26 protein-coding genes and 2 pseudogenes are annotated in these 24,850 nt (G+C 61.8%); 7 read left to right on the top strand and 21 right to left on the bottom strand.

The window, feature by feature from the left end; translation table 11 throughout:
* Positions 1-297 precede the first annotated feature (297 nt).
* The 4 genes from FJ430_RS10830 to FJ430_RS10815 all read right to left on the bottom strand — a co-directional run bounded on the left by FJ430_RS10830 (position 298) and on the right by FJ430_RS10815 (position 2,426).
* Positions 298-624 (bottom strand): DUF736 domain-containing protein, encoded by a 327-nt coding sequence (locus FJ430_RS10830; RefSeq protein ID WP_181175510.1) that lies wholly within the window; start codon positions 622-624, stop codon positions 298-300.
* Between the two features lie 2 nt (positions 625-626).
* Entirely contained in the window at positions 627-971 is a 345-nt protein-coding gene (locus FJ430_RS10825) for a hypothetical protein (protein WP_140708240.1), read from the bottom strand.
* A gap of 119 nt (positions 972-1,090) precedes the next feature.
* Positions 1,091-1,792, bottom strand: a complete 702-nt coding sequence (locus FJ430_RS10820) for a DUF4336 domain-containing protein (RefSeq protein WP_226892229.1) — start codon at positions 1,790-1,792, stop codon at positions 1,091-1,093.
* A 250-nt stretch (positions 1,793-2,042) separates the two neighbouring features.
* Positions 2,043-2,426, bottom strand: a complete 384-nt coding sequence (locus tag FJ430_RS10815; protein WP_210242105.1) for an MAPEG family protein — start codon at positions 2,424-2,426, stop codon at positions 2,043-2,045.
* Positions 2,427-2,578: 152 nt separating this feature from the next.
* On the opposite strand from FJ430_RS10815, the gene FJ430_RS10810 reads away from it, so the two are divergent.
* Entirely contained in the window at positions 2,579-3,970 is a 1,392-nt protein-coding gene (locus tag FJ430_RS10810; RefSeq protein WP_140708246.1) for a hypothetical protein, read from the top strand.
* Between the two features lie 171 nt (positions 3,971-4,141).
* Here FJ430_RS10810 and FJ430_RS10805 read toward each other — a convergent pair whose 3' ends face one another.
* The 3 genes from FJ430_RS10805 to FJ430_RS10795 form a co-directional block, all read right to left on the bottom strand.
* Positions 4,142-4,537: a DUF2285 domain-containing protein gene (locus FJ430_RS10805; protein WP_226892140.1), complete on the bottom strand. Its 396-nt coding sequence runs from the start codon at positions 4,535-4,537 to the stop codon at positions 4,142-4,144.
* 154 nt (positions 4,538-4,691) lie between these two features.
* Complete coding sequence (locus FJ430_RS10800; protein WP_140708248.1) at positions 4,692-4,886, bottom strand: transcriptional regulator domain-containing protein; 195 nt, start codon at positions 4,884-4,886, stop codon at positions 4,692-4,694.
* Positions 4,887-5,016: 130 nt separating this feature from the next.
* A complete protein-coding gene (locus tag FJ430_RS10795) occupies positions 5,017-5,634 on the bottom strand; it encodes a hypothetical protein (protein WP_226892139.1) in 618 nt (205 codons plus the stop codon).
* Between the two features lie 160 nt (positions 5,635-5,794).
* Here FJ430_RS10795 and FJ430_RS10790 point away from each other — a divergent pair, with 160 nt between their 5' ends.
* Positions 5,795-6,055 (top strand): helix-turn-helix transcriptional regulator, encoded by a 261-nt coding sequence (locus FJ430_RS10790; RefSeq protein ID WP_226892138.1) that lies wholly within the window; start codon positions 5,795-5,797, stop codon positions 6,053-6,055.
* A gap of 74 nt (positions 6,056-6,129) precedes the next feature.
* Here the strand turns inward: FJ430_RS10790 and FJ430_RS10785 are convergent.
* The 5 genes and pseudogenes from FJ430_RS10785 to FJ430_RS10765 form a co-directional block, all read right to left on the bottom strand.
* Positions 6,130-6,401 (bottom strand): annotated as a pseudogene (locus FJ430_RS10785) (DUF736 domain-containing protein).
* Positions 6,402-7,199: 798 nt separating this feature from the next.
* A pseudogene (locus FJ430_RS10780) lies at positions 7,200-8,336 on the bottom strand (N-6 DNA methylase); the annotation flags it as partial.
* An 84-nt stretch (positions 8,337-8,420) separates the two neighbouring features.
* Positions 8,421-8,819 (bottom strand): DUF3085 domain-containing protein, encoded by a 399-nt coding sequence (locus FJ430_RS10775; RefSeq protein WP_140708252.1) that lies wholly within the window; start codon positions 8,817-8,819, stop codon positions 8,421-8,423.
* Between the two features lie 11 nt (positions 8,820-8,830).
* The gene (locus FJ430_RS10770; RefSeq protein WP_140708254.1) at positions 8,831-9,430 is read right to left on the bottom strand and encodes a DUF1419 domain-containing protein; all 600 of its coding nucleotides are present in this window, start codon (positions 9,428-9,430) and stop codon (positions 8,831-8,833) included.
* A gap of 44 nt (positions 9,431-9,474) precedes the next feature.
* On the bottom strand, positions 9,475-10,521 hold the full coding sequence (locus FJ430_RS10765; RefSeq protein WP_140708256.1) for a DUF3991 and toprim domain-containing protein: 1,047 nt from the start codon (positions 10,519-10,521) through the stop codon (positions 9,475-9,477).
* Between the two features lie 416 nt (positions 10,522-10,937).
* Between FJ430_RS10765 and FJ430_RS10760 the strand changes: the two genes are divergently transcribed.
* Together FJ430_RS10760 and FJ430_RS10755 are read left to right on the top strand one after the other, a co-directional pair.
* Positions 10,938-11,612: a DUF6088 family protein gene (locus FJ430_RS10760; RefSeq protein ID WP_181166816.1), complete on the top strand. Its 675-nt coding sequence runs from the start codon at positions 10,938-10,940 to the stop codon at positions 11,610-11,612.
* On the top strand, positions 11,602-12,645 hold the full coding sequence (locus FJ430_RS10755) for a nucleotidyl transferase AbiEii/AbiGii toxin family protein (RefSeq protein ID WP_140708258.1): 1,044 nt from the start codon (positions 11,602-11,604) through the stop codon (positions 12,643-12,645). Before FJ430_RS10760 ends, FJ430_RS10755 begins: the two co-directional genes overlap by 11 nt.
* A 112-nt stretch (positions 12,646-12,757) precedes the next feature.
* On the opposite strand, the gene FJ430_RS10750 is transcribed toward FJ430_RS10755, so the two are convergent.
* Together FJ430_RS10750 and FJ430_RS10745 are read right to left on the bottom strand one after the other, a co-directional pair.
* Complete coding sequence (locus FJ430_RS10750; RefSeq protein WP_413467840.1) at positions 12,758-12,880, bottom strand: hypothetical protein; 123 nt, start codon at positions 12,878-12,880, stop codon at positions 12,758-12,760.
* A gap of 828 nt (positions 12,881-13,708) precedes the next feature.
* Complete coding sequence (locus FJ430_RS10745; RefSeq protein WP_140708260.1) at positions 13,709-14,602, bottom strand: LysR family transcriptional regulator; 894 nt, start codon at positions 14,600-14,602, stop codon at positions 13,709-13,711.
* Positions 14,603-14,705: 103 nt separating this feature from the next.
* Between FJ430_RS10745 and FJ430_RS10740 the strand changes: the two genes are divergently transcribed.
* Positions 14,706-15,575 (top strand): SDR family oxidoreductase, encoded by an 870-nt coding sequence (locus FJ430_RS10740; protein ID WP_140708262.1) that lies wholly within the window; start codon positions 14,706-14,708, stop codon positions 15,573-15,575.
* Between the two features lie 52 nt (positions 15,576-15,627).
* The gene (locus FJ430_RS10735; RefSeq protein ID WP_140708264.1) at positions 15,628-16,101 is read left to right on the top strand and encodes an SRPBCC family protein; all 474 of its coding nucleotides are present in this window, start codon (positions 15,628-15,630) and stop codon (positions 16,099-16,101) included.
* Positions 16,102-16,264: 163 nt separating this feature from the next.
* Here the strand turns inward: FJ430_RS10735 and FJ430_RS10730 are convergent, their stop codons facing one another.
* The 4 genes from FJ430_RS10730 to FJ430_RS10715 form a co-directional block, all read right to left on the bottom strand.
* Entirely contained in the window at positions 16,265-17,278 is a 1,014-nt protein-coding gene (locus FJ430_RS10730) for a zinc-binding alcohol dehydrogenase family protein (RefSeq protein ID WP_140708266.1), read from the bottom strand.
* Positions 17,279-17,352: 74 nt separating this feature from the next.
* Positions 17,353-18,273, bottom strand: a complete 921-nt coding sequence (locus FJ430_RS10725; RefSeq protein ID WP_140645614.1) for a sugar ABC transporter substrate-binding protein — start codon at positions 18,271-18,273, stop codon at positions 17,353-17,355.
* A gap of 88 nt (positions 18,274-18,361) precedes the next feature.
* On the bottom strand, positions 18,362-19,147 hold the full coding sequence (locus FJ430_RS10720) for an ATP-binding cassette domain-containing protein (RefSeq protein ID WP_140708268.1): 786 nt from the start codon (positions 19,145-19,147) through the stop codon (positions 18,362-18,364).
* Positions 19,144-20,151: an ABC transporter permease gene (locus FJ430_RS10715; RefSeq protein WP_140708403.1), complete on the bottom strand. Its 1,008-nt coding sequence runs from the start codon at positions 20,149-20,151 to the stop codon at positions 19,144-19,146. Before FJ430_RS10715 ends, FJ430_RS10720 begins: the two co-directional genes overlap by 4 nt.
* Positions 20,152-20,359: 208 nt before the next feature.
* On the opposite strand from FJ430_RS10715, the gene FJ430_RS10710 reads away from it, so the two are divergent.
* Positions 20,360-21,256: a GntR family transcriptional regulator gene (locus FJ430_RS10710; RefSeq protein ID WP_140708270.1), complete on the top strand. Its 897-nt coding sequence runs from the start codon at positions 20,360-20,362 to the stop codon at positions 21,254-21,256.
* A 236-nt stretch (positions 21,257-21,492) separates the two neighbouring features.
* Here FJ430_RS10710 and FJ430_RS10705 read toward each other — a convergent pair whose 3' ends face one another.
* From FJ430_RS10705 to FJ430_RS10695, 3 genes are all read right to left on the bottom strand, one after another.
* Positions 21,493-23,001, bottom strand: coding sequence for a tripartite tricarboxylate transporter permease (locus FJ430_RS10705; protein ID WP_140708272.1), 1,509 nt, complete (start codon positions 22,999-23,001; stop codon positions 21,493-21,495).
* A 29-nt stretch (positions 23,002-23,030) separates the two neighbouring features.
* The gene (locus tag FJ430_RS10700; RefSeq protein ID WP_140708274.1) at positions 23,031-23,504 is read right to left on the bottom strand and encodes a tripartite tricarboxylate transporter TctB family protein; all 474 of its coding nucleotides are present in this window, start codon (positions 23,502-23,504) and stop codon (positions 23,031-23,033) included.
* Between the two features lie 131 nt (positions 23,505-23,635).
* A complete protein-coding gene (locus tag FJ430_RS10695) occupies positions 23,636-24,610 on the bottom strand; it encodes a Bug family tripartite tricarboxylate transporter substrate binding protein (RefSeq protein WP_140708276.1) in 975 nt (324 codons plus the stop codon).
* Positions 24,611-24,850 lie beyond the last annotated feature (240 nt).

Raw genomic sequence — 24,850 nt, 5'->3', positions numbered from 1 at the left:
GTCTCCTTCCGGCCGTTGCGGTTGAACGGCAATCGATGGCCAGGATGGAGGAGCGTGGGGACGGTGATCAGGTGCGCAATTGAGGGGCGCTATTTCGCACCGCTAAGAGGCCTTCAGGAGCGGCGCCGGCGAGCGCGCAGCAATCGGCGGTAGCGGCGCTCGACCATCTTCACGCCGTCGCGCATCAGCAACGTATCTGATGATAAGAAGCCCGTCATGGCGGCCGGCGGCGCGGAGAGCTTGCGCGATCACCGGCAGAAGATGCCTCGCCCGGTAGCGGGCGAGGCATCTCCAAGTTCACTCGCCGTTGCGGCGGTTGGGGCGGGACCAGATGAGGCTGTGGCCCTCGCCTTCCTCGTCGGCGAAGAGGTTGGCGTAGATCGGGGCGGTGAAGCTCGGATCGTCCAGCTTGAGTCCGAGATAATCGCGGCCCTCGTTGGAGCGCTTGGACCAGGCGGCGCCGATCTCGGCCTTGCCGACCACAACGCGGTGGCTTGGAGCGTTCTCGCCGCTGGCCCGGGTGTCGGGGACGATGCGCACCCCTTTGGCCTGGACGCTGAGGGTGACGATCTCGCCGGCGAACTCGTTCGCATTGGTCTTCTTGAAGGTCCCGATGGTAGCCATTTTCAGTCTCCGTTCTCGTTTCCGAGCCCGCACCATGCGGCCTCGATGGCGATCTTGAGGCCGAAGGCGACCGCTGCCGCATCGCTTGCGACCGCAGCAAAGCGCAGGATGGCGCAGGCGCGCGTTTCTTGGTTGCGCGAGGAATGGGCTTCGCCCAGGGGAAGAAACTCGCGATGCGTCATTGCGGCATAGGCGGTCGAGGCGCAGCCGTCCTTCGGCCAGATCAGCCCGTTCGAGAGGTCGTTGGTGCGCTCCGAGAAATGGAAGACGGGGACGATGGGATCATCTGCGACTAGGAGATGATGTGGACCGTTTCGCCGGTGCTGATGTCCACCACGGCCTGACATGTGCCGCATCAGAGCCTGGATCCATCTGGCGATTGCGGATCGGATCGACCTTGTCTCCGCGTGCATGACTGGGTAATGCCGTTGCTGGCTGCTATCGGAGCTGGTCCAGACACGCGCTCCTACTGGAGCAGCCATGAAAAGGCACGCCGAAGAAAGGCTTCGCCACCCGTCCTGACGATCTCGCCGTGCGCCACGACGACGTTCTCGGGATGTTGTCCGATCAACTCACGAATCTTTGGGCGCGCGGTTGCACGGTTGCGGAAACTGATCCGATAGTCGATCGGCGGATAGCCCCATCCTTCGACCATTTTCGAAAGTCTTGCGATTGGCCGCATCCACCAGGGCCAATGGCGTTTCAAGAACGTCTCGCTGAAGGTCTGCGAGAGGTCGGCGATGATGACGGTGCGCGATGCGTGGTGAAAGAAGATCAGTTCGTCCATGAATGGTGAATTGGTGAAATAGAACTGGTCGATCTGTCCTTTCCATTCGGCTGGCGGCTCGTCGGTCAGAGCTCGGGAAAAATGAAGTTCCTTGCACTTGGCGATTGTCGCCACGGTCGCCCATAAACTCGCGTCCGGGAACGCGGCCTGCCACTCGCCTAGGAACAGATAGTGTAGCTTATTGGGGCTGACTATATGCCGAACAGGCCCCAGAGCTCGAATCTCAGCCTCGATCGCAGCCGTCCTTTCGACCGGCGACCACAACCACAGTCCCCCATCGGCAAGGCGCACAACGGCCATGCGTGTTGGATAATCGAATCCTTTGAACGAGACGATTCCGCCATCCGCAATCCATAGGTTCGATCCCAGCGGTTCCAGCATGCTCGCCAAGTCTAGTCCGCCAGATGGACGCTTTCCAGCCAATAAGGGCAGTCGCAGCGCGATTGCAACGCATCGAAAACAGTGGTCCGACGGCCGAATGTCCTGGATCCGGAAAAGAACCTTTCCCCGGTTTGGACATTGATTTCAGCCAGATGGCTCCTTGACTTCCAAACTCTTTCTTTGACCCGCTGACTTCTGGCGGCGGGTTTTCATTTGGAACATCGCGGTCGTTCTTAGGTCGCGCCACTCCTCAGGTCAGCAGCATCCGAGACCAATATGCACCAATCGCCATTTGGACGGCGAACGCGCTGAACCTGAGACTGACCCCGAGCCGGTTGGTCGAGACGAGGTGGATCATCGACTGCACGATTCGCGCGCCTAACAGCGTGTAGGCCAAGGGATCCGTGACCTCTGTTTTTGAAATCATGATGGAGACTCCGATCAGACCTCCGAAGATCGGAAGCCCTTCAATGCAGTTGGCGTGGGCGCGGGCAAACCTCTGCATGAATGGGGAGAGTGTTGCGTTGTCTGGCGTGAAGCCGTTTGCCGGGACTTGCCTCGAGATCACCAGGTAGGTCCGGATGACTTCCATGACGATCAGCAGGGCCAGTGCCCATGAGATGAATCCAGTCATTGCATAAGCACTCGCCGACATATGCCGTCGCTTGTTCACCCTCTCGGCAGTTGTAACTGATCAACTGGTCCACTGCCAATCGACGAAGGTGAGGCGGCGTTGGGGCCGCAAGCGGACTGGCCATTCGCAGGCGTGATCGCCGGATCCTGGACGTGGCTTCGGACCTCCTGCTGGCGAGAAAGGCAATCCAGGTTCGAATTCGGTTCGAATGTGGCTTCTATTCTCGATTTGGCGCATGTTCGCGCCTCGGAGGGCTGGGGACCGTGAAGATTAGCCGAAGCACGAAATGGGTGTCTGACCGGATGCTCAACGCTTTACTACGCGAATATGAGGTGAACACCGAACTGAGCAAAGGTGGTCTCAGCTACAAGCGCTACGACTTCAGGGAGCTGTACGAGATCTTGCCTGACGCTTTCGTTGTGAGCCCCATGATTCGCCGTTCGGAAGCGATCGGCCTGTTCTCCAAGGCGCTCCGAGAATGCCGCCGGGCCGGCACGATGAACTCCGAGGCAATAATCAAACACGCAACCGCAATTCAGAAGAAGGCGCTCGCCGTGCCGCAGGACCCCTATACCCTATGGACGAAATTCCGGGCCCGCGACATGGCGCACAGCAAGGGGTTCACGCTTGCTTGGCGTGGAGTGAAGCTTCGCACCGCCTCGCATCTGCCCGCTTGGTTGCAGCGCGAAGAATATCTTCTGAACGGCGTCGGTCGTATTTATCCGCGCAAGCCCGATTTCTACGGGCATGTGATCCTCGCATGTGACGACCGGAACGAGGATCGCGCGGTTGATCGGATGATGGATGCGCTCCAGCTCATGTACGGGCTTCTCAACCTCTACGAAACTTGGCGACGGCACACCCATTGGGGCGGGCGCAATTCGACCGAGGGCAAGCTCTGGCCCGGGCCAAATCAGTTCGTGTTCCGAAAAAAGGAATTCCGCGGTGAGGATCGCATCTGGTTCAATCCTGATTACGAGGAGGAGGCATGGGAACGGTTCCCGCCGCCGATGCAGCGCATCCTCCAGGTCGTCCCTTGGGCGCGCAAGGCCCTTGCCGCGCTTGATGCACATCCGTTATGCGATGTGCTGGTTCGGGCAATCATGCTGCTCCAGGACGGCTTCGCGACTCGCGACAGCAGTCACCGCCTCTTGCGCTACTGGTCGGCGCTCGAACAGCTCTATGTCGAGCCCGACGCGAAGAGTCGCTCCAATGACAAGGTCCTCGAACGTGCGGTGTTCGCCGAGTTCGAGCCCGAGCTATCGAGATGGAAGCTTGAGCATATCGCGCGGCTCAGGAATGACTATGTTCATGCTGGCGGGTCGGGCGACGATCTTCACCACATGTGCCAATTCCTGCGTGAATTGCTCGCGCGCCATATCAACCACTGGATCTTCCATGGACAGGACTTTGCTGACCATGCCGCTTTACTCCAGCTCGTCAAATTGCCGTCAGACCGCGCGGCGCTGGTGCAGATGCGAGAGATGATCAGCCGTCGCCTGGCCTATCTCGACACGCAGCCGGCTGAGAACGGTGCCGAATGAGCACACTGAGCCTTTTGAGCCGGACTCCCGACGCGAAGTATGGCAGCTTTTGGAGTTCGTCCCGACCAGCGGAACGACCTACTTGGGGCGCAAAACTCCCGTTCACTTCAGAATGGTAGGCCTGAGCCTGAAGACAGTGCAATAGGTGGACCAGGCGGCGGTTGGAAGCCTTCAGGAATGGCGCCTTCGTGCGCGCAGCAATTGGCGATAGCCGCGCTCAACCATCGTCCGGCCATCGCGCACGAGGCGATGCGTCTGGTAGCGAAAACTCGAGTCGTGCCAGTCGGCGACGCTGACCAGTCGCCGACCGAACAAGGCGGTCGCGACTTCAAAATGGGATGCCTGCTCTTCCCGGCCATCGAGGCATCGCAGCATGTGGCCAAGGCGCCGGCGCTGGGCCGCGGTCAAGCGGGCGTCGGGAAGGTGCTGCCTGTCGATCGAGCGGATGAACCGCTCGATGGCTTGCAGCCGTTCGTGCGCCGTGTCGTCCAGCGGTATGATGGCGGCGAGCGGTTCACCTGGCTGCGCGTCGCCGAGAAGCGCCAGTTGTGTGCCGCCAGACCGCATATGAAGGCCGACCTCGTCACGCCGGCCCGCGGCCAGCTGGACGCCGGAGGTGCTGCCCTGGCTCGTGCGCAGTTCGGCCGGAGCCTCGACAAGGTTGACGACCCCAGGGTCAATCTGAGGCGCCCAATAGACGGGCTGCTCGACCGCGGACCGGTCAGGCCGGGCGGCGAAACTGCAAACCCCAGCGCTCGCGTAATGCGCGCATCGCCTTAGCCGAGCGGGAGGTTGCGAAGTCCTGCTGATACTGCGGATTGCGTCGCAGGAACTCCCAAGCGATCTCATCGGCGGATGCGCCTTTGACGAATGCATATGCCTGTGGGTCACGCCACTGCGATGTATTGGGCTTCATCCGCGTCTTTCCCTTCTCAAGGATTTGATAGGGGGACGCGGCGTTAAGCGAAATCCTTGGATTCCGTCATTGACGAATGGACGAGGAGAGAACCCGGGGCCGAACGATCAGGCCGGGACGTCAGCGATGCCTATTGGCTTGCGCCTTGCAGTATTTTGAATGTGCGCGTCCAGGTGCGATAGCCTTCGTCGTCACCCTGGCACCACGCGCTGAAGGCGCGCCAGGCCGCAAGAGACGAGGCGGGCTGCTCGAACAACGAGCCAATCGATTGGTCGCCGGCGCGCAAGCCAGCTGACTGATCGCTTATCGCGTCCTGCGTAAGACGCCGCAGATCGGCCAAGGCCGAACGGATGTGCGGCAGCGGAAATTCGAAGATGTCGGTGTTGTTCTTCGCTTCCCGAACCACGGCCGCAAGCTTGGCGATCACGCCTGCCAACGATTGAGCAGGCGTCGCCGCAAGCTCGGCCAACAGGGTGTCGGCCTTGTCGGCGGCATCCTGCTCCGCCGCTCGCAAATCTAAATAGCCGGGGTCCGCGTCAGCTCCCTTTCCGCGCCGGCAGACTTCGCCGGTTGAAAAGTGCGCGGCGCTCTCCAGGAGCTTCTCCTCGGCCTGCTGCTGCCGAACACAGGAAGCAAGCATCGCAACGTACGCATCAATCCAAGCAAGGGAAATTAGGACCGCAGGATCGGCTGACGGCCGGTCCTCGGCTGCACGGTCGGCAGAAGGCCTGGGATGCTTTGTGGTCAACGGAGGTCAAGCTCCCGTCCAAGCGTGACGGAAGGCAAACTCGTGGTATTGTCGGAATCAGCCATGATCCGAGCTCCACACAGCTTGGCATTGGTCAGGTCGAAAAGGGTGTTCGCGCACCCTCTTCGACCGCAAGTTCGAGACAGGGATATTATACAAATTGATTGAGGTCAATCATAATATTGGGGAGAAGGCGGCGAATTTCAGCGCCGAACAGTGCCGTGGCGCACGTGCAATGTTGGGATGGAGCCAAGATGATCTGGCCCGCGCGGCGACCGTCGCGCGGCAGACAATCGCTGATTTCGAACGCGGCGCGCGGACTCCGATTGCAAACAACATATTAGCGATCGTGAATGCGCTTGAGAGAGCTGGCATCGAAGTACTGCCCAACAATGGAATTCTGTTGCGAAAGAGCAGCTGACCGCGGCTTTACCACTGAGGACCACTGCAAATGAAGAAGCCGTCCGACTGGAGTCGAACGGGCTCGCTTGACAGTTATTCAGAGTTGCGGCGGTTGGGGCGGGACCAGATGAGGCTATGGCCCTCGCCTTCTTCGTCGGCGAAGAGGTTGGCGTAGATCGGAGCGGTGAAGCTCGGATCGTCGAGCTTGAGCCCGAGATAATCGCGACCCTCGTTGGAGCGCTTGGACCAAGCGGCGCCGATCTCGGCCTTGCCGACCACGACGCGGTGGCTTGTGCGTTCTCGCCGCTGGCCCGGGTGTCGGGGACGATGCGCACGCCCTTGGCCTGGACGCTGAGGGTGACGATCTCGCCGGCGAACTCGTTCGCATTGGTCTTCTTGAAATTGCCTCAGTTTTAACGCAAAGGTTAGACGGCTTCGAGCTTCTGTATCCCCATGAGACCGCGCTCAACCAACTGGTCGATCAGGCCGAGCGCGCAGGTACGCCGAATTGGATGTTCGCTATTTGAAGCATAGATCTTAAGCGCCAGTTCGCCGATTTCGTGCAATTCATATGCTCGAGGATCCCGACCAGAATCATTCCTCTTCCTGACCGTTTCTTCAAGGAGGTTGAGCACGAGATCGTCGAGACCAGGAGGTGCATGTTCAAGCCGATGCAGGAAATAGGTTCGCTCGCTCTCGAAATACTTGGACGCCGCATAAGCCTTAAACACCTCAGCATGAGCTGAGATGTCTTCAGTCTTCATACGACGAAAACAGTCAAACGCCTCCTGTCGTACGGCTGTCTCGTCATCGTCGAAAAACCGGATCAACCAATCAGTACAAGTGGTACCGGAGCGCGCAGATTCGAAATTGGCAGCGGCGACCGCAGCTGCTGCAGAGCGATACTCAGCATCGGCTTCAATCAAATTTTCGGCGAATGACAACCAGTCTCGATCATCGAGGCATCGCCGGAAGATGGCTAGCGCGCCAAATCCTCTAGCGAGCGGGTCCTTGTTAATCAGATAAACTTTGATCAGTTGCGCGAAGCCTTCGATATCGAGTTCAGCGACCCAGCTCAGGATCTGCTGACCATCGTTGGAATACAGAGCTTCGGGACAGTTGCGCGCAACGCGGAGCACCCACTCGATGGCTTGCTTGCCTCCGCCATCGTCGCCATGGGCTGGACGGACCTCGTCGGTATCGAGCCACGACAGATCGCCTTCGGCCTCGCCGTGCCCTCGCTTGCGGAAGAAGAGGACGTCCACCACCACATCGGTGCCGGCGTCGGCCCGGAAGCTGCCCTCGGGAAGGCGGATGGCGGCGACGAGATCGGCGGTCTTGCCGATGTGCTCGCGTACCGAACAATCCGTCTTGTCCATGGTGCCCGAGCTGGTGACGAACGCCGCGAGACCGCCGGGCTTCAACAGGTCGATCGAGCGGGCGATGAAGTAATCATGCAGGCGCAGCCCCATCGACCTATAGGCGCGATCCGAGCGGACGATACGGTTTGAGAAGGGTGGGTTGCCGATGGCGAGATCGAAGCCAGCCGGCAAGTCGGTGCGGGCGAAGTCGGCGTTGAGAATGCGTGCCGGAGGCTGGAGTAGCCTGGCAATTCGCACGGTCACCGGATCGAGCTCGACGCCGGTGACGTGCACCTGGTCGCGCAGCTTTGCCGGCATCAGGGCCACAAACAATCCCGTGCCGATACCCGGCTCAAGCACCCTGCCCCCACGCCAGCCGAGACGCACGAGGCCTGCCCACATCGCGCGGACGATGAACTCTGGCGTGAAGTGCGCATACTGCGTGCAGCGCGCGAGCGAGGCGTAGTCGGTGCTCGACACCATCTCCTCGAGCTCGGCGCCCATCGCGTCCCAGCCGGGGCGGAAACCATCGTCGCCGGGACGGCGAAACATGGCATTGGCGAGCTCGGAGGCACCGAAGCCGGTGAAGCGGATCAGCCGCGCCTGTTCCTCGCGCGTCGCGGGCCGATCGGCGCTCTCGATTTCGGCGGCGAGCCGCATCGCATCGAGATTATCGCGGGCTCGCTGCTTCCAGCCCCGGCCAAGACCGCGATCGGTCTGGAGGACGAAGTCATCGCCACCGAGCCCGGCCGCGCGGCGCGGCGAGTGGACTGGCGGGGAGGCCGGCTGTGGCTCCGGCACGGCGGGCGTCGGAGTCTCTTTAGTTTTGGGCTCGCCAGCGCCGAAGTCGTTGCCGAAGGCGGTGACGCCGAGACCGAGGCCCGACGAGAGCGTGGTGGTGTTAAACAGATCGAGCGTGAATGGATCGTCGTTGGACATCTGGAGAAATCCTCGTCGTGAAGGCGCGCGCGAGCCCCCCGGCCGAGCGGGTCGGCCAGGCGATCGACGTCGTGGGTTGGGAAGTCAGCGGGTGATCAGCGAGAGCGCGATTTCGGTCTCGGTGAGTTCGATGTTGAGGTGAGTAGCCCGCAAGTTGCGGTCGAACAGCGGAAGCAGACGCTCGGCCTCGATGAACTCGATGCCGTCATCGGCGCCGAAGTGGCGGCGCTTGTAGTCGCACCAGTCAATGTCGCCCCTGGGGTGGCATTGCTCGGCATAGATGACGAGCGCGCGTATCCCTTCGACGAGCCTGCCGTTGGACATGATGTAGACGCCCTCGTCGCCGACCAGCCACAGACCCGGCCTCTCGCCCTCGCCGGGGCGGGTGCCGTAGTAGGGATTGCGGAAGCCGCCATTGGCCGCGGCATCGTCAATTCCGCGCTCTATGACCTTGCGCACCGCTACGATCGGGAAGGTAAACATCGCCGCCTCCCTCACGCCGCTGCGCGGACGGGGAGGTGCCTGAGATGCACCGGCAGCTTGGCCGCGATCTCGTCATCGGTCAGGTCATCGAGCAGCTTCTGCTCGGTCGTCCCCAGGCCATAGACGAGGATGGTGCGTTTGCCGCGATGCTCGGCTCCGAAGCGCTCCCCGGCGTAGCCGCGGTACTCGTCATGGGTCGCGCTCCAGACATGCTCGAGGCGCTCCGCACGCGTCATCGCCTTCACTGGCCAGGACTCGCGCTCGACGATGGCGTCGCGCATTTCGACCGGCGAGCGCGGCCGCGCGAGGTCGCAATAGGCATGGAAGTAGCGCGTCCTGCCGTCGATGCGCAGTGTGTAGAAGACGCTGGTCACGCTCTCGGTCAGGAACTCGCGCAGGGCGAACATCTCGCCGCGCATCCAGAGCGGCGGCAGCAGGTCGAGCATGTAGTCGTGCTCGGCTCGCGCGATCTCGAACCACTCGCCGGCGAACAGGCCGCCGTCGTCATTCTCCCAGCGATTGGGCCGCTGGGCGTGGCGGTCGAAGAGGCGGAACATCTGCCGGCGATCGGCGACGCCGAAGTAGATCTTGCGGATGGAGGATTGGGTCATGGGGAGGCTCCTGGCCTTGTGCGGGCCGGAGCGCGGTTCATCCCCTATGGATCACCATCTTCTTCGGCTCTTCCGGACCCCTCCCCCGCGGCCGCCTCTCCGCCCGGGCGGGTCAAGGGCCGGCGCGAGCCGGGCGAAGCTTCACCCTTGAGGCGACCGGCGGGCATGCGGCAGCTCCCTCCTTCCTCCCCTCCTGCTTCCGCTTTCATTCTCAGATCGGCGTTCCAGTCGTCCGCCACAGGTCGAAGGCGATCACCGCCGCACCCAGCTTCCTCCCCCAGTCCGAGCAGGCGGTCGGCATAGATGTCGCCCTGTTTGTTGTTGTCGGTAGCAGCGACGAGCTCAACACCCGGCTTGGCGGCAAGCGCGCGGAGCGCCGCATCGGTTGCCGGCGACCAGCCGCCGCCGGTGCTGAGATAGAGCGTGTCGGCGCGAAGGCCCTCAAGCGCGGCAAGGCTCATGGCATCGATCGCCGCTTCGGTCACGCAAAGGCGCAGCGCATCAGGACGGCCGAGGCGGCACAGCACCTTGGCGCCGCCGGCGGCAAAGCCGCGCCAGTCCGGTCCGCGTTCTTCCCAGCCGGTAACGGTGCCGTCGGTGTCGACATGGGCAGCCCACATCGAGCCGTGCGGGCCTTCGCGCAGAATGCCGGCGCTGATTGCGGCGCGGACGATGCAGTCGGGAAGATGGCGAGCGTCGGTGAGATAGCGCCAGGTCGCCGATCCGCGCCATGGCCTGCGCCGTGCGTGCCAGCGCTCCGGTATCGACAGGTCAGGCTCCCGCTCGCGGGATACCCGCTGCCAGACCGGCGCGGACGGCACGAACCCGACGAGGCTGGCGACGTCGTTCATTGCTTCGACGAACGGCACCCTCTCGAGATGTTCGACCAGGCGAAAGACATCGCCTTTGTCGTCGCCAAGCGGGTCGAACCAGCCCTTGCCGTCATGGATGACGATGATGATCAACGCCTCACGGCGATACTTCATCGCCTTTCGCGTGCTCTCCTTGACGTCGAGGGCGAACCCCGCGCGCTCCAGCACCGCAGCGCAGGGCACCTTGTCCTTCAGCCTTTCAAGTTCTGCTTTTTCCATTTTCGCCCGCGCACCTTTGCAGCGCTTCCCTTCTATTCGGTTCTCGCCCAAACACTCGGGCAGGAACAGGAGAGGCCGCGAAGAGCAAGGCGGGCAAGGGCGCGGCATGCAACGCGGCGATAGTGACGGGTTGCGCCGCGGCGCAGCTTCCCTTGCCGGGCGCGGCACGCAAGCGGCACGGCGCGCCACCGTCAGTTTCGGTGACGCTCCCCCTCCGCGACCACTGCACGCATCGCGTCGATGTTCATTTCCGCAAACGGAGCGATTCGGGCGACCTCGCAGCCCACCTTGGCCCAGTGGTAGAACTCGGCACGGGCAGGGCAGCGTGGCGCTGCGCGAGCGTCTTGTCCGAAACTTGTAGCATTCTTCGGACTTTAAACGTTGCTGCTGTCCGAAACTTGTGGCATATTTCGGACATGATCACGGTGACACCTGAGACCGACACTCGCAGGCGCGTGCTTGCACGCATCCAGTCCAAGCCCGACGAGGTGTGGACGCCGGGGGACTTCGCCGATCTGGGCGCGCGTGCGGCGATCGACAAGACGCTGCAGCGGCTGGCGGCGGCCCATGAGCTGCGCCGGATCGATCGTGGCCTCTACGATCGACCCCGGACGAACAGCCTGACCGGGCGAGCGACTGTGCCCGACTATCGGGCCGTGATCCGGGCTGTGACCCGGCGCGACAATGCGCGGGCCGTCATCGATGGCATGACGGCAGCCAACGATTTGGGCCTCACCACGGCCGTGCCGGCAAAGATCGAGGTGCTGGTCGACGCGCGATTGAAACCGATTAAGCTGGGCACCCAGGAAATTCACTTCAAATACGCGGCGCCAAGTCGCCTCTATTGGTCTGGGCGGCCGGGGATGCGGGTCGTCCAGGCATTGCATTGGATGCAGGACATGCTCGCCCAGGAGAGCGAACGAGAACGCATCCGCACGGAGTTGCGCCGCCTGCTTGACGATCCGAAGCATGGTGAGGCTATCCGCGAGGACCTGCGCGGCGGGCTTTCCGCGGTGCCGATCTGGATGCAGGAGTTCTTGCGCGAGTTGCTCGTACCCAATGCTTCGGTCGAGGCAAGCCATGAGCACTGACGCTTACCGCCAAATCATTGCCGCGCCACCACGCGACAGGCTCGACCTGTTCCTCGCCACGGCCAATCGCATTGGCGCTCCGGTGGGCAATGTGGAAAAAGACTTCTGGGTCTGCTGGACACTCAATGCGCTCTATCACGAGCGGCCCGCGAGCGAGCCGCGGCTGCTCTTCAAGGGCGGCACCTCGCTGTCGAAAGGCTATGACCTCATCAAGCGGTTTTCCGAGGACATCGACGTTACCGTGTTCCGCGGCGACCTCGAGGAGCCAGCCTCAGTCGAAGAACTCGAAGCGCTGTCCAATAAAAAGCGCCGCGCCAAACTCGACGCCATTCGAAACGCATGCCGCGCCTATATCACCGGGCCGCTCAACGCGTTCCTCGCCGCTCAATTGGCCGACGTCACCAATGGGGCAGGACGCGTGGAGGTCGATGACGCCGATCCCGACGGACAGACCTTGCTGCTGTGGTACCCAGAGGTGGAGCCGCGTGACAGGGCATATGTTCGACCGGCCATACGCCTCGAGTCGGGCGCAAAATCGGCGCTCGATCCCCACGGGCCGCTGACGATCACACCCTATGTCGCCGAGGAAGCGGCCGGCACAGATCTGGCCGTGCACGAAGTGACGACGATCGAGGCGGCGCGGACCTTCTGGGACAAGGTGGTCATTGCTCATGGGTTGCGCCGCTGGTTTGAGCAGCGCGGGGAACTTCGACAGGAGGGCCAGCGGGTGTCGCGCCACTATTACGACCTGCACTGCCTTGTGCAATCGGACACCGGCAAGGCTGCGCTCGCCGACCTCGATCTCGGCGCCGATTGCGTGCGGCATGCCCGCATGTTCTTCGATCGCCCGGACTTCGACCTGGCCTCCGCCGTCCCCGGAACCTTCGCGATCGAGCCTGCGAAAAAAATGGCGGATGCGCTCGCCCGCGACTACGCCAACACGACCGCCATGATTTTCGGCGCGGCACCGAGCTTTGATGATGCTCTGGCCTCGGCCCGACAGATCGAAAAGGCCCTGAACGCCGGCAGCTAGCGCGCCGGCCAGATGCGCCTGCGGCCCCGATGCTAAATCAATCGCCTCCTTCCTCGACAGACTGGCGGCGCAGCTTCTGCTTCGCCGGGCCGAAGCGACCTAAGGTCTCTAGCTATGATTTTTCGCGCCGAGATCGCCACCCCGTACGCCTCCTGAGCGCGAGACCCTGTCGATAGGTTAGACACCTTTGAGTTGGAAATCCGCTTTCGACGACGGCACCCCCCACGATAAGCACGTTGGTTCCGCTGTAGCTGCGATCCGTACTGGAATTCTTCGGCAGGAGAGCAAAGGCTTTGCTCCTCTCTTTCCGTTATCAACCGGTCGCTGAAAATCCGGCCCTTCTCGGACTCTCCGTCGGGAGAGCCCACTGCTCTCCTGACCAATGTGAAAAGGGCGTACAGAGTGGAGGCACCGAAATGTCCGTAAGCGCAAACAAGTCAGTTCGGTGCTGGAGCAGGTTCGTGGCCCTGAGACCGGTTCAACAGGGGCGGCCGAAGGAGCATCAGCATAGCGCCGCCGTAAGGCGGATGCGGGACCGACAGCCCCCGGCGAAGGGCGCCATATGATGACGACCAGTCCGGTTCCAGCAATACTGGTTTCGATGTGATCGATACCAAATGAAACCGGGTGAGAAATGCCGCGGAGTCGTGCGTCGCAAAGCCAATTTCTGGATGCTGATGGCATCTAAAAGCCAAATACGCTAGCCTCAACCACTCACCCGTTGCAGCGAAGCCGGAACTGGCAGCTGGATGAGTGGGGGGAAGGCGGTAACGCTCTCCCGCTACCAACCTACTTATAAGCTATTGAAATCACAGTAAAAACATTAGCCTTTGGTAGCGCCCTGTCCGAAAAATCTTCAATGATTTCAGGGCCGAGCCTGCTACCTTGTGGTCCAACGTACGTCGCAAATGCGCCGGAAGCGGTCTTTGCTGAGCAGATGTTCTAATGTCGCCTTTGGACGGGAACGGCCAGTCTGCTTTTAGGCCGGCCACCAACAAGCTGCCGCTCCCAACCACACAGGGTCGCCGGCGGAAGCGCCAGACGGCGTTTCGATCATCCTGTCTCATCCGCCGATGTAGGCCGCCAATTCATCAGGTGTCCCCCTGGGAAAGGCTTCCTTCAAATGGCCGAGGAACGCAGACACGCGGGCGCTCAGCAAGCGCCGGGACGGATAGAGCGTCCATAATGCGATGTCTGGGCCGTCGACATCGCCCCAATGCATCAACGTTCCGGCTGCCAGATCGTGACTTACAAGCGAGATCGGGAGACGTCCTGCGCCGACTCCCGTCCGCACGGCATCGCGGATCATGAGGAGCGACGAAAGGCGAAGGACGGGCTCGATCGCGATGCGTGACCGTCCGGCTGGCGCCACGATGTCCCAGGCTGCAATACGGTCGCCGGCCCCCCGCACGATGGCCGGAACGGCGAGATCGTCGGGCGGTCTGGCGAGGCCCGGGCTCGCGACCACGACCAGCCGATCGCGCAGGAAAATCCGTCCGACAAGGCTTTCATCGGGCTCGGGATTTACCCGGATCACCAGGTCATATCCCTCCTCGATCATATCGACGGACCGGTCTTCCGTCGTGACCTCGAGCCGGACTTCAGGATATTTCAGCGCGAACCCGGAGGCCAGCCTCCCCATGGCGGTTTGGGAGAAGAGCAGCGGCGCGCTGATCCGCAGCCTGCCGCGTGGCGTGTGTCCGCCCGAAGCTATCGCCGTCGCGGTTTCGTCGAGTTCGGTCAGCAGCGCTCCCGTCCGCTCGAAGAGCGCGCGTCCTTCCTCGGTGAGCTTCAGCGCGCGCGCCCCGCGCTCGAACAGACGCAACTCGAGGGCGGCCTCCAGTTCCGCGACCCGGCGGGACAGGGTCGCTTTCGGGCGCCCCGCGGCGCGCGCCGCCTTGCCGAACCCTCCGTGCCGCGCAACCAGGTTGAAATCAGCGAGGGCGAGAAGATCCATCTGTTCCACCATTGAGACGCCATGTCCAGATATAGCGTCTATCGGTTCGAATGTGGATCACTCATCTACAGGGTGTCTTTTGACCCAACCCGGAGTGAACCCCATGACCATTCTCGTTACCGGCGCGACCGGCAATGTCGGCAGCCATGTCGTCGACCAACTCGTCAAGCGTGGCGCCGACGTCCGTGCTCTTGTCCGCGATCCCTCGAAGGCGAGCTTCCCTGCGGACGTCGCCGTCGTGCAGGGCGACCTGCTCGACGTCGATTCCCTGCGCAGCGCCTTCTCGGGCGTTTCCACCCTGTTCCTGCTCAACGCCGTGGTGGCGGATGAATTCACCCAGGCGCTGGTTGCGCTCAACCTGGCCCGCGAGGCAGGCATCGAACGGATCGTCTACCTGTCGGTGATGCACGGCGAGCTTTACGTGAACGTGCCGCACTTTGCCGGCAAGCTCGCGGTCGAGCGCATGATCGAGCAGATGGGCCTCAACGCCACCATCCTTCGCCCCGCCTACTTCATGAACAACGAGTTCATGATCAAGGACGTGATCCTCGGCCACGGCGTCTATCCGATGCCGATCGGCAGCAAAGGCTTGGCAATGGTCGACGCGCGCGACATAGCCGGGGTCGCGGCGATCGAGCTGCTTCGCCGCGAGCAGGCCGAAATTGCCCTCCCGCTCACACGGATCAACGTCGTCGGTCCCGAAACGCTGACCGGCCCGGACGTCGCGGCGATCTGGTCGGATGTGCTGGGTCGCCCGATCGCCTACCCCGGCGAAGACCTTGCAGGCTTCGAACAGAACCTGCGGCAGTCCATGCCGGGCTGGCTGGCGCTCGACATGCGCCTGATGGGCGAGCGCTTCATCAGCGAGGGCATGGTGCCGGATGCCGGCGATGTCGACCGCCTGACCAAGTTGCTCGGCCGTCCGCTGCGCACCTATCGCGACTTCGCTGCGGAAATCGCTGCCTCGGCCTGACGCCAAGGGCAGCCTGCCACCCGACATCAACCCCGACAAAGAGGATACGACCATGATCTATTCAACCGCCACTGTCCCGGTGAATCCCGAAGGCGCGACCAGGCTGAGCCGTGCGCAAGCATGGGCCGGCCTGGAACTCAAGGCTCGCGACGCCCGCGAATTCCTGCCGCCCGGCCTCTGCACGCGCTGCGACGTCGTGGAAGAAAGCGCGACGCATTTCGTGCGCGAGGCGACCATCGCGGGTGCGGATCTGCGCGAGATCATCACGCTGGAACCGGAGAGCAAAGTCACATTCTTCCAAGCCACCGGGCCGCGCGAGGGCGCGATCATCAACGAACTGTTCGAGGAAGCCGACGGCACGCTCCATCTGCGCTTCTACTGCTATCTCGGCCTGCGCGGCAAAGAGCCTGATGGCCCGGAGGAGCAGGCCGAACAGGCGCAGTTCGACAGCGACCAAGGCTACAAGGCTGCCCTTCTGTCGACGCTGAAGCGCACCCGCGAGCTAGTCGCGCAAGGCCGGCTCTGACCATCACCCATGAAAATAAATCAGGGGCTGCCTCTTGAGAGGCGCCCCGTCTTGGCTCGCCTCGCACAACGGCGTGCGCGGGTTTTTCTTGAGGCTGTGACTTCTTCGACAGGCGAGGCCAAATGGTTTGAGGATCTGTGATGGAGGCAGCGTCTGTGAACAGCTAAACGGCTATCACGGCCTTGATAAGTCCCGACTTTTGGTTGACCCAATGCGGGATATCGCGGACGCTATCGCGCAGGGTCGTGCGGTCCGTTATAAGCTTGGCCACAGGAACGGTGTCATTGTGCATTGCCGCCATGACGTGGTCAAAGTCGACACGAAGCGCGTTGCGGCTGCCGATCAACATCATCTCGCGTTTGTGGAACTCGGGGTCGGAAAAGCTGATCTCGTCCTTGATGACGCTGACCATGACCAAGGCGCCGCCATGCGCCACATAAGCGAAAGCAGCCTCTATCGACGCCTTATTGCCGGTCGCATCGAAAACGAGGTCAAAACACTCGCCATCGGTTCGCTCTCGCACCAGGTCGATGGGTGACAACGAAAGTCCATCGATAACGGGAAAACCGAGTTGACCTTCGGCGAAATCGAGCCTTTCCCGGCGGACGTCCATGATCGTCACTATCTGGCCGGCAATACGTGCAAACAAAGCCGTGCCGAGTCCGATAGGACCGGCACCGATGACCAGAGCACGTGTACCGGCAGCAAGCCTGGAGCGCCTCACGGCGTGGGCACCGATGGCCAGGAATTCGATCGCTGCCGCATGGTCGAGCGACAATCCTCCGATCGGATAGAGATTGTCGGCAGGCACGAGCAACTCTTCGCACATACCGCCGTCGCGATGAACGCCCAACACCTCGATCCCCGTGCAGCAATTCGGCTTGTCATGACGGCAGGCTATGCATCTGCCGCAAGCAAAATAGGGATTTACGACGACGCGTTCGCCGATGCGGATAGGGGCGCCTTCCCCGATCGCTGTCACCGTGCCTGCAAGTTCATGCCCCATGACACGGGGATAGGCCAGATAGGGATGCTTGCCTTCGAAGATGTGATAATCGGTGCCACATATTCCGACATGGCTGATGCTGACCAGCGCCCATCCTGCCTCCGGCGGGCCGGGTGGGGAGCGATCTTCGAAGATCAGTTCGCCGGGTCGTCGGCAAACGAGCGCTTTCATGCGGATCACCTTCCTTGGAGTGTTCCAAAACGAACCCGGCGGTTGAGAAGACCGCCGGGCCAAGGTGTGGGAGCCTATTCGAAGTCCTTGACGTTCTGCGGCGTTACGAGGCCAGCGCCAGTGTCCACATCGGCGTCGACGGCCTCTCCACGGATCGCCTTGACCACAGTGTCGATGCCCAGCTCGCCCATCTTCGCCGGAAATTGTGCTACGCTGGCGTCTTCCGCACCCGACTTGATCGCTTCGATCTCGCCGCAGCAGGCGTCGAAGCCGACCAGTATGATCTTATGATTGGCCATGCCCGCATTGCTGATCGACTTGACGGCGCCTGGGATTGGCGGGCCACAGGCCGAGTAGATCGCCTTGAGATCGGGATTGGCGGTGAGGATGTCTTCGGTCACCGACGTGCCAAGTTCGAGCGTGCAGTTGGTTGCGCCCTTGCCGACAACGTCGACCTTGACGTCGCCCAACCCCTGCATCATGCCGGTGACGCGGTCGTCCAGTGCCGGCACCCCGGGAACGCCCTGCAGGATACCGATCTTGTCGCCACTCTTCAGCACGGTCTTGAGGTACTCCCCGGCGATCTTGCCGCCGTTGAGATTGTTGGTCGAGACCAGTGCCGTCTGACCTTTCCAGTTGGGAATGCTGTTGTCGACGAGAACCACCTTGATGCCGGCGGCGACCGCCTTGTCGAGCGCCGGCGCAACCGTCGGATCGACCGGAGTGACAGCCAGGCCCTTGACGCCTTGCGTGATCATGGACTCGATCAGCGCAATCTGGCCCTCGATGTCGGTCGCGGCCTGACCCTGGCCGGTGACCAGTTCGATCTCCGGATGAGCGGCCGCGTATTTCTTGGCGGCATCCTCCATCGTCGAGTAGAAAGGCACAGGAAATTTCGTAATCAGGCCGACCTTGATCTTGTCGGCCGCCGAAGCCGGCACCGCAACCGCAACGGCGATCGCCAGCCCAGCGAACAGTTTTGAGTTGATTGGCATTCCATTCCTCCCTTGAATTGAGACGCCTCCCGGCGGGAAACGCTTCAGGCATTTGAGGGCCGCAGCGGTCCCCAAAATCTCGAACGGATCAGGCTCCAACGATCATGGAAACCAGCTCTTGTTTGTTGTGCCTTGTCGGCACCAGCTCGCCGACCTTGCGGCCCTGGCGAAGCACCACGGCGCGATCGGCGAGTTCGACGACATGCTCCATATTGTGAGTTATCATGATCACGGCATTGCCCTGGTCGCGGAGCGCTGCAACCAGATTGAGCACTTGGCGTGATTCACGCAGACCCAGTGCAGCGGTCGGCTCATCCAGGATGACCACCTTGCGGGCAAATACGGTGGACCGGGCCACGGCGATGGCTTGCCTTTGTCCACCCGACATCATGGCGACGACGGCATCCAATCGAGGTAGCGAAACCTTGAGGTTTGCCAACAGAACGCGGGTCTCGGCATCCATCCTGCGCTGCTGCAGAAATCGCAGGCCGCGAGGAAGCCATTGCGGCCAGGCCAACTCGCGACCGGCAAAGAAGTTTTGTCCCGGCGTCAGATTGTCGAACAGCGCCAGGTCCTGATAGACGGTCTCGATGCCGGCGAAGCGCGCATCCGCAGGGGAGCGTATCTGCGTTAGCGCACCGTCCAGAAGGATCGCGCCGGCATCGAGTTGGTGCACACCACTGATGCATTTGGTCAGCGTCGACTTGCCCGCGCCATTGTCGCCGAGCAGGCCGACGATCTCGCCTTGGCGCACTTCGATATTGACATCGTCCAGGGCCAGAACCGAACCGAAACGCTTGGTAGCACTGCGTACGGCCAGCACGGGTTGGTCGGCAGTGGCGGCACGATCGGCGTTGGCCGCAACGGCGGTCATGGCTGCCTCCCAGCCTGCATGACACGCACACGCCCTTCGAGATAGTTGCGCAGCACGTCGGACTCGACCGCGATGACGATGACCACGCCGATGACAATGAGCTGGAAGAAGACGTTCACGTTGAGCAGGTTGAGTGCGTTGCGGATGACGCCAATCATGATGGCGCCGATCAAGGCATGGCCGAGATGGCCGCGGCCGCCAAGAAAACTGGCGCCGCCGATGATCACCGCCGCAATCGTATCCAGTTCGAGCAAATTGCCGAACAAAGGGGAACCGGCATCGGTGCGACCGGCGAGTAGGACCGCGCCGATGCCGGCGCACAGCCCTGAGATTACATAGACCGAAACCAGGACCCAGGACACAGGAATGCCCATGCGCAAGGCGGCGTCGGGTCGACCGCCGACGGCGTAAATCCACCGCCCCCAGACCATCGTCTTGGCCACGGCGAAAAGGACCGCGGCAACGCCTGCAACGACAAAAACCGATCCGGGCAGACCCCAGACCGCATCGCGCCCAAGCGCATCTATCGAATCCGGCATTCCAGGAATGGCGCGCCCATCGGCCAGTTGAAGCGCCAAGCCTTTGGCGATGCTCAATGTCGCCAGCGTAATGATGAAAGGATGCGGCAGCCGCCCGAAGACGTAGAAGAGCCCGTTGATGGCGCCGACCGCAGCACCCGAGGCGATCATTACCGCGATCACCACGAAAGCAGGGGCGCCGGCATGAAAGCTGAGGGCGCCCACGACGGAGGCTAGTGCCAGGTTCGAGCCAACGGAAAGATCAATGCCGCGGGTCAGGATGACCAGATGCTGTCCCATCGCAACCACCGAGATGACGGCGGTCTGGGCGAGGATGTTGCTGAGATTGCGCCCTGTCAGGAAATACGGGGACAGGAAGCTGAGGACGATTATCAGCAACACCAAGATGACGACCGGACCAGCGCTCAGCAATGCTAGGCCGAGCGCCAGGCCAGGGAGGGCGCCCGCCTTCTTCGGCCTCAGCATTGAGGCTTCGCTGACAGCGGTGCCGGTGTTTTCCGTTTTGGGCAAAACCCCCTCCCCGCCCAGGCTTACCTAAGCTTGGAGCGTCAGAACCAAGACTGTATTTCAGCTTCCTCTTATCGATAAAAAACAATCAACCCCCACTTGGTCAAGTTGTTTTTTATGGATAAAGTTCATGCAAAAAGAACAAGGTTGGTGAGAGGCAAGTCCGATGCGAACAGACACTGTCTACAAGAAGGCTTTCAACCGCGCCGCCACCATGCTGCGCGATGGACAATTGACTGGCGAACTGCCCTCAGAAAATGAGCTCAGACGGCGAGTGGGAGTAAGCCGCACGACGGTCCGAAAGGTCCTGCAGGAACTTGCTCACCGCGAACTTATCGCCGAGCGCAGCGGCGTCAGGATGGCAGGCCGTGCGGTGGAGGATAGCGACTACTATCCCGACGCCGAAACCACGTCACGTGCCAAGCATGTCGAAGAGCAGTTCATGGAATGGATGCTGCGGGGTGACACCAGACCCGGCACCAGCATCAACGAACTCGAGCTCGCGCGGCAATTCGGCGTTGCGACCAACGGCATTCGCGAGTTCCTCATCCGCTTCAGCCGATTTGGATTGCTGGAAAAAAGGCCGAATACCGGCTGGCTCTTCAAGGGGTTCACAGAAGACTTCGCCCTCGAACTGTTCGAGATTCGGGTGATGTTCGAGTTGCGGTCGGCGCATTTGTTCTCAAGGCAGCCTGACAACTCGCCACTTTGGGGAAAACTCGCAGCGCTCAAGAGCGCCCATACCGAACTACTAAAGCGGATTGAAAGCCGCTTTCAGGACTTCTCGGGTCTCGACAACCGGTTTCATCGCCTCATAAACGAAGCTTCGCCGAACCGCTTTATCGACGATTTCTATGACATCATTACCTTCATTTTTCACTATCACTATCAGTGGAACAAGCGGGACGAGAAGCAGCGCAACCAAGCGGCGATCCTTGAGCATCTCTCCTATATCGACGCCCTTGAAAGCCGCGACTGCGAGCGGATTGAGCGAGCCTGCGAAGCGCATCTGGCTTCGGCAAGAGCAACGCTGATGCGCTCGCTGGTTGGACTTGATGAATGATGAAACCGCTGATTGGCAACGGGGTATCTCTGGAATATCTGGAGACCAAAGGTTGACACATGACAGATTCCCACCCGCGCGCTAGCCGGTATGCTTGTCATTGTCGTCGTTGACGAGAGCAAGCAGTTGCTCGATCCCGATCCGCCCAATCGGCACCCAACCCGAACTTGGACAGATCGACCGCAGCGCATCGACCACTTGAGCTGACGGAAGGCGCTGCTCGCCTGGCGGCCCCATCATTCGGTGGCCATCAGCATCTTGCGCCGGCGGGAGCGCCGCGACAGGTAGAAAGGCAAGATGGCGACGGCCGCGGCCAGAACCCAGAGCAGGTTGCAGATGGTACTGCTGAAGAGGATAGACGGATCACCGCCGCTGATCGCCAAAGCATTGCGCAGGTTCACCTCCATCAGCCGGCCCAGTACGAAGCCGAGGATGATCGGCGCCATCTCGAAGCCCGCCTTACGCAGCAGCCACCCCACCATGCCGATGCTCATCATCAGGAAGATAGAGAAGACCGACGAGTGAGTGGAATAGACGCCGACCACCGACAGGACCAGGATGCCCGGTACGAGCAGCCAGTTCGGCACGGTCAGGACGCGAGCGAATATCTGGACGAGCGGGAGGTTGAGCGCCAGCAGGATCAGGTTGCCTACAAATAGCGAGGCGACGAGACCGCCCACGATCTCGGGCCGTTCGGTGAGTAGCATCGGGCCCGGCTGGATGTTGTAGAGCATCAGCGCGCCAAGCATGACGGCGGTGGTGCCCGAACCGGGAACACCGAGCGTCAACATGGGCACGAAGGCGCCGCAGGCCGTCGCGTTGTTGGCGGCTTCGGGCGCGGCGAGGCCACGCACGTCGCCCTTGCCGAAGGTTCCTTCAGTATCGGATAAGCGCTTGGCTGTCGTGTAGGAGATGGCGCTGGAGACCGAGGCGCCCGTACCCGGCAGAACACCGATGACGAAGCCGATGAGTGAGCTGCGCAGGGTCGTGCCGGTGCATTTCACGATGTCGCTCATGCGTGCGGTCATCCGACCCAGTTCACGGATTACAGTCATGCCGCGGCCCTGGTTTTCCAGGATGATCAGCGCTTCGGAGATCGAGAACAAGCCGATGACGAGCACGACGAACTCGATGCCATCGCCAAGCTCCGGCTCACTGAAGGTGAAGCGGTAGGCGCCAGACGTTGCGTCAAGACCGACCGTTGCCAGCATCAGGCCGAGCGTGCAGCCGATGAGCGTCTTCGCAGGATAGCTGCCGACCATCGAACCCAGTGTCGCAAAGGCAAACATCATCAGCACAAAGTATTCGGCGGGGCCAAAACCGATCGCCAGACCCGCCAGCAGGGGCGCGAACAGCGCGAGGCCAATGGAACCGAGTATGCCGCCCACAAAGGAGGCGAGGCCGGAGAGGGCGAGTGCTTCTCCTGCACGCCCCTGGCGTGCCATGGGATAGCCGTCCATTGCCGTCATGACGGCGCCGGCATCCCCTGGCACATTCAGCAAGATCGAGGAAATGCGGCCGCCATATTCGGCGCCGCAATAGATTGCCGCGAGCAGGATCATGGTGCTCTCCGCTGGCAGGCCCATCGTATAGGCAATGGGAAGCAGCAGCGCTATACCGTTTATGGGGCCAATGGCTGGCAGTGCGCCGACGAGCGTACCGATGAAGCAGCCGATTAAGCCGATGAGCAGATTCTGTCCGGTCAGAGCGACCCCAAAGCCCTGCCAGAGATATTCGAGGTTCATGGAATTGACCTTTCCGATTCCGACCTGTCTCAGCCTCTGAATAGCGTGCCGACCGGCAGGTAGACTTCCAGCAGGTAGGAGAAGATGACCCACCAGAGGGTGGCATGGCCGGCCGCTCCGATAAGCGCCTTACCCGGCGGCGCACCGAAGATAACTGCGGAGCCGAGCGTTAGGATGAAAATGGAAACAGCAAAGCCTGCCGATTCGAACAGGACGACGGAAACGACCAGGAGAACCGGCAGCGCAAGCACGCGGGCAAGCAGAGCGCCGGACGGAAAACCCTTCGCAGGGCCAGGCGAGAAGAAATACCAGACAGCAAGCAGGCCGAGCACCACGGCAAGCGCTATTGGAAAGACCCGCGGGCCGAGGGGATCGGAGGAGAAGGAGTATTCGATGACGCCTCCGCCAATGCCGTAGGCGACGGCAAGCGCGAGCAGACATGTGGCTGCGCCGCGGCCGATCACCTGCACGGCCCGCGGAGAGGGATGCGATTCATCAGACATGGGCATTCCTTTATTTCCGAGACCGCGGCCGATGTCCGCTGCCTTCCTCGCTTTCCGACCCGCGCCATCGGCATGCCGATGGCGAGGGTCCTCCGCCTTGTGTCTTGACGGGAGTATGCGAGGGCATCGCATTACATGCCGGCTTCCTTGGCGAGGATCTTGAAGCGGGCGACATCCGTCTTCACGCGCTCCTCGAAGTCCTTGCCAAGCAGGGTGAACTCGAACAGGCCCCGCGCTTCACGCTCCTTGGCGAATTCCGACGTTTCGGAAGCTTTCTTGAAAGCATCCACCCACCAGTCGTAATCCGCATCCGAGACGTCCTTGCCGACATAGTAACCGCGCCAGACCGGCCAATCGATGTCGAAGCCTTGTTCATGCACTGTCGGAACATCCGCAAGGTCACCCGGCAGACGTTCCGGCGACATGACCGCAAGGATGCGGATCTTGCCGGCAACATGGTGCTTGACCATCTCAGCCGCATCGCCCGAACCGACTTTCACATGGCCGCCTTCGAGGGCGGTCAGAACCGCGCCACCGCCTTCAAGCGCGACATAGCGCATGGATTTGGGCTCTTGGCCGGCCGCCTTGGCGAGCAGCGAACCCTTCATCCAGTCCTGCGAGCCCACGGCGCCGCCACCGGCAATTGCAAAGCTAGCCGGATCGGCCTTGTAGGCCTCGACCAGTTCGCCGAGTGACTTGTAGGGCGAATCCGCCGCGACGACGAGCACGCCATAGTCGGCGCCGAGCGCACCGAGCCAGCGCACGGCGTTCTCATCATACTGGCCGAACTTGCCCTGGGCGAGAAGCAGCGCTGATCCGGAAGACGCCGCGGTGATCACGTTGCCGTCCTTGCCGCGCTTGCCGATGACGTGATTGTAAGCGACGGCGCCAACTCCGCCTTCCATGTAGGTGACGGCCATGGGCTTGGAAATCTGCTTCGTCTCGAGCAGAGCATTAGCCGCAAGTCGGCAGGTCAAGTCGAAGCCGCCGCCGGGCTTAGCGCCGGCAAGGCATTCCGGCTTCGTCGGTTCCGCCTTTGCGGATGCTGCAAATGCCAGAGCGGCCATCGCCGCGCCAAAAAGGGCACTGCTGAAAACTTGTTTCATAGGGTTCCTCCCACGGAATCTTGAGCGGTAACGAGAGAATTCCGCACGCCGCTGACTGCATCAGACCATTTGGCCTGGCATGTCAGTGGACATGTCTGATTTCCTCCCGGACCGGCCCCTTCGCTCTCCACCGGGCCGGCACGATCACACTAGCCCGCGTTCCTGTCACCATCCTGTCACGCCTTTGCCGCAGCTGTGAGCGCGTCCCTTCATCAACTTGTTGGCGGCACGGACGCATGC

Source organism: Mesorhizobium sp. B2-8-5 (assembly GCF_006440675.2).
Taxonomy (GTDB): domain Bacteria; phylum Pseudomonadota; class Alphaproteobacteria; order Rhizobiales; family Rhizobiaceae; genus Mesorhizobium.
The sequence above is the reverse complement of the archived record's forward strand: the minus strand, read 5'-3'. Positions and strand labels throughout refer to the sequence as shown.

Coding starts and splice junctions, on each gene's coding strand:
- FJ430_RS10830 (WP_181175510.1), bottom strand. CDS start 624: ATGGCTACCATCGGGACCTTCAAGAAGACCAATGCGAACGAGTTCGCC.
- FJ430_RS10825 (WP_140708240.1), bottom strand. CDS start 971: ATGTCAGGCCGTGGTGGACATCAGCACCGGCGAAACGGTCCACATCAT.
- FJ430_RS10820 (WP_226892229.1), bottom strand. CDS start 1,792: ATGCTGGAACCGCTGGGATCGAACCTATGGATTGCGGATGGCGGAATC.
- FJ430_RS10815 (WP_210242105.1), bottom strand. CDS start 2,426: ATGACTGGATTCATCTCATGGGCACTGGCCCTGCTGATCGTCATGGAA.
- FJ430_RS10805 (WP_226892140.1), bottom strand. CDS start 4,537: ATGCGGTCTGGCGGCACACAACTGGCGCTTCTCGGCGACGCGCAGCCA.
- FJ430_RS10800 (WP_140708248.1), bottom strand. CDS start 4,886: ATGAAGCCCAATACATCGCAGTGGCGTGACCCACAGGCATATGCATTC.
- FJ430_RS10775 (WP_140708252.1), bottom strand. CDS start 8,819: ATGTTTACCTTCCCGATCGTAGCGGTGCGCAAGGTCATAGAGCGCGGA.
- FJ430_RS10770 (WP_140708254.1), bottom strand. CDS start 9,430: ATGACCCAATCCTCCATCCGCAAGATCTACTTCGGCGTCGCCGATCGC.
- FJ430_RS10765 (WP_140708256.1), bottom strand. CDS start 10,521: ATGGAAAAAGCAGAACTTGAAAGGCTGAAGGACAAGGTGCCCTGCGCT.
- FJ430_RS10760 (WP_181166816.1), top strand. CDS start 10,938: ATGATCACGGTGACACCTGAGACCGACACTCGCAGGCGCGTGCTTGCA.
- FJ430_RS10755 (WP_140708258.1), top strand. CDS start 11,602: ATGAGCACTGACGCTTACCGCCAAATCATTGCCGCGCCACCACGCGAC.
- FJ430_RS10745 (WP_140708260.1), bottom strand. CDS start 14,602: ATGGATCTTCTCGCCCTCGCTGATTTCAACCTGGTTGCGCGGCACGGA.
- FJ430_RS10740 (WP_140708262.1), top strand. CDS start 14,706: ATGACCATTCTCGTTACCGGCGCGACCGGCAATGTCGGCAGCCATGTC.
- FJ430_RS10735 (WP_140708264.1), top strand. CDS start 15,628: ATGATCTATTCAACCGCCACTGTCCCGGTGAATCCCGAAGGCGCGACC.
- FJ430_RS10730 (WP_140708266.1), bottom strand. CDS start 17,278: ATGAAAGCGCTCGTTTGCCGACGACCCGGCGAACTGATCTTCGAAGAT.
- FJ430_RS10725 (WP_140645614.1), bottom strand. CDS start 18,273: ATGCCAATCAACTCAAAACTGTTCGCTGGGCTGGCGATCGCCGTTGCG.
- FJ430_RS10720 (WP_140708268.1), bottom strand. CDS start 19,147: ATGACCGCCGTTGCGGCCAACGCCGATCGTGCCGCCACTGCCGACCAA.
- FJ430_RS10715 (WP_140708403.1), bottom strand. CDS start 20,151: ATGCTGAGGCCGAAGAAGGCGGGCGCCCTCCCTGGCCTGGCGCTCGGC.
- FJ430_RS10710 (WP_140708270.1), top strand. CDS start 20,360: ATGCGAACAGACACTGTCTACAAGAAGGCTTTCAACCGCGCCGCCACC.
- FJ430_RS10705 (WP_140708272.1), bottom strand. CDS start 23,001: ATGAACCTCGAATATCTCTGGCAGGGCTTTGGGGTCGCTCTGACCGGA.
- FJ430_RS10700 (WP_140708274.1), bottom strand. CDS start 23,504: ATGTCTGATGAATCGCATCCCTCTCCGCGGGCCGTGCAGGTGATCGGC.
- FJ430_RS10695 (WP_140708276.1), bottom strand. CDS start 24,610: ATGAAACAAGTTTTCAGCAGTGCCCTTTTTGGCGCGGCGATGGCCGCT.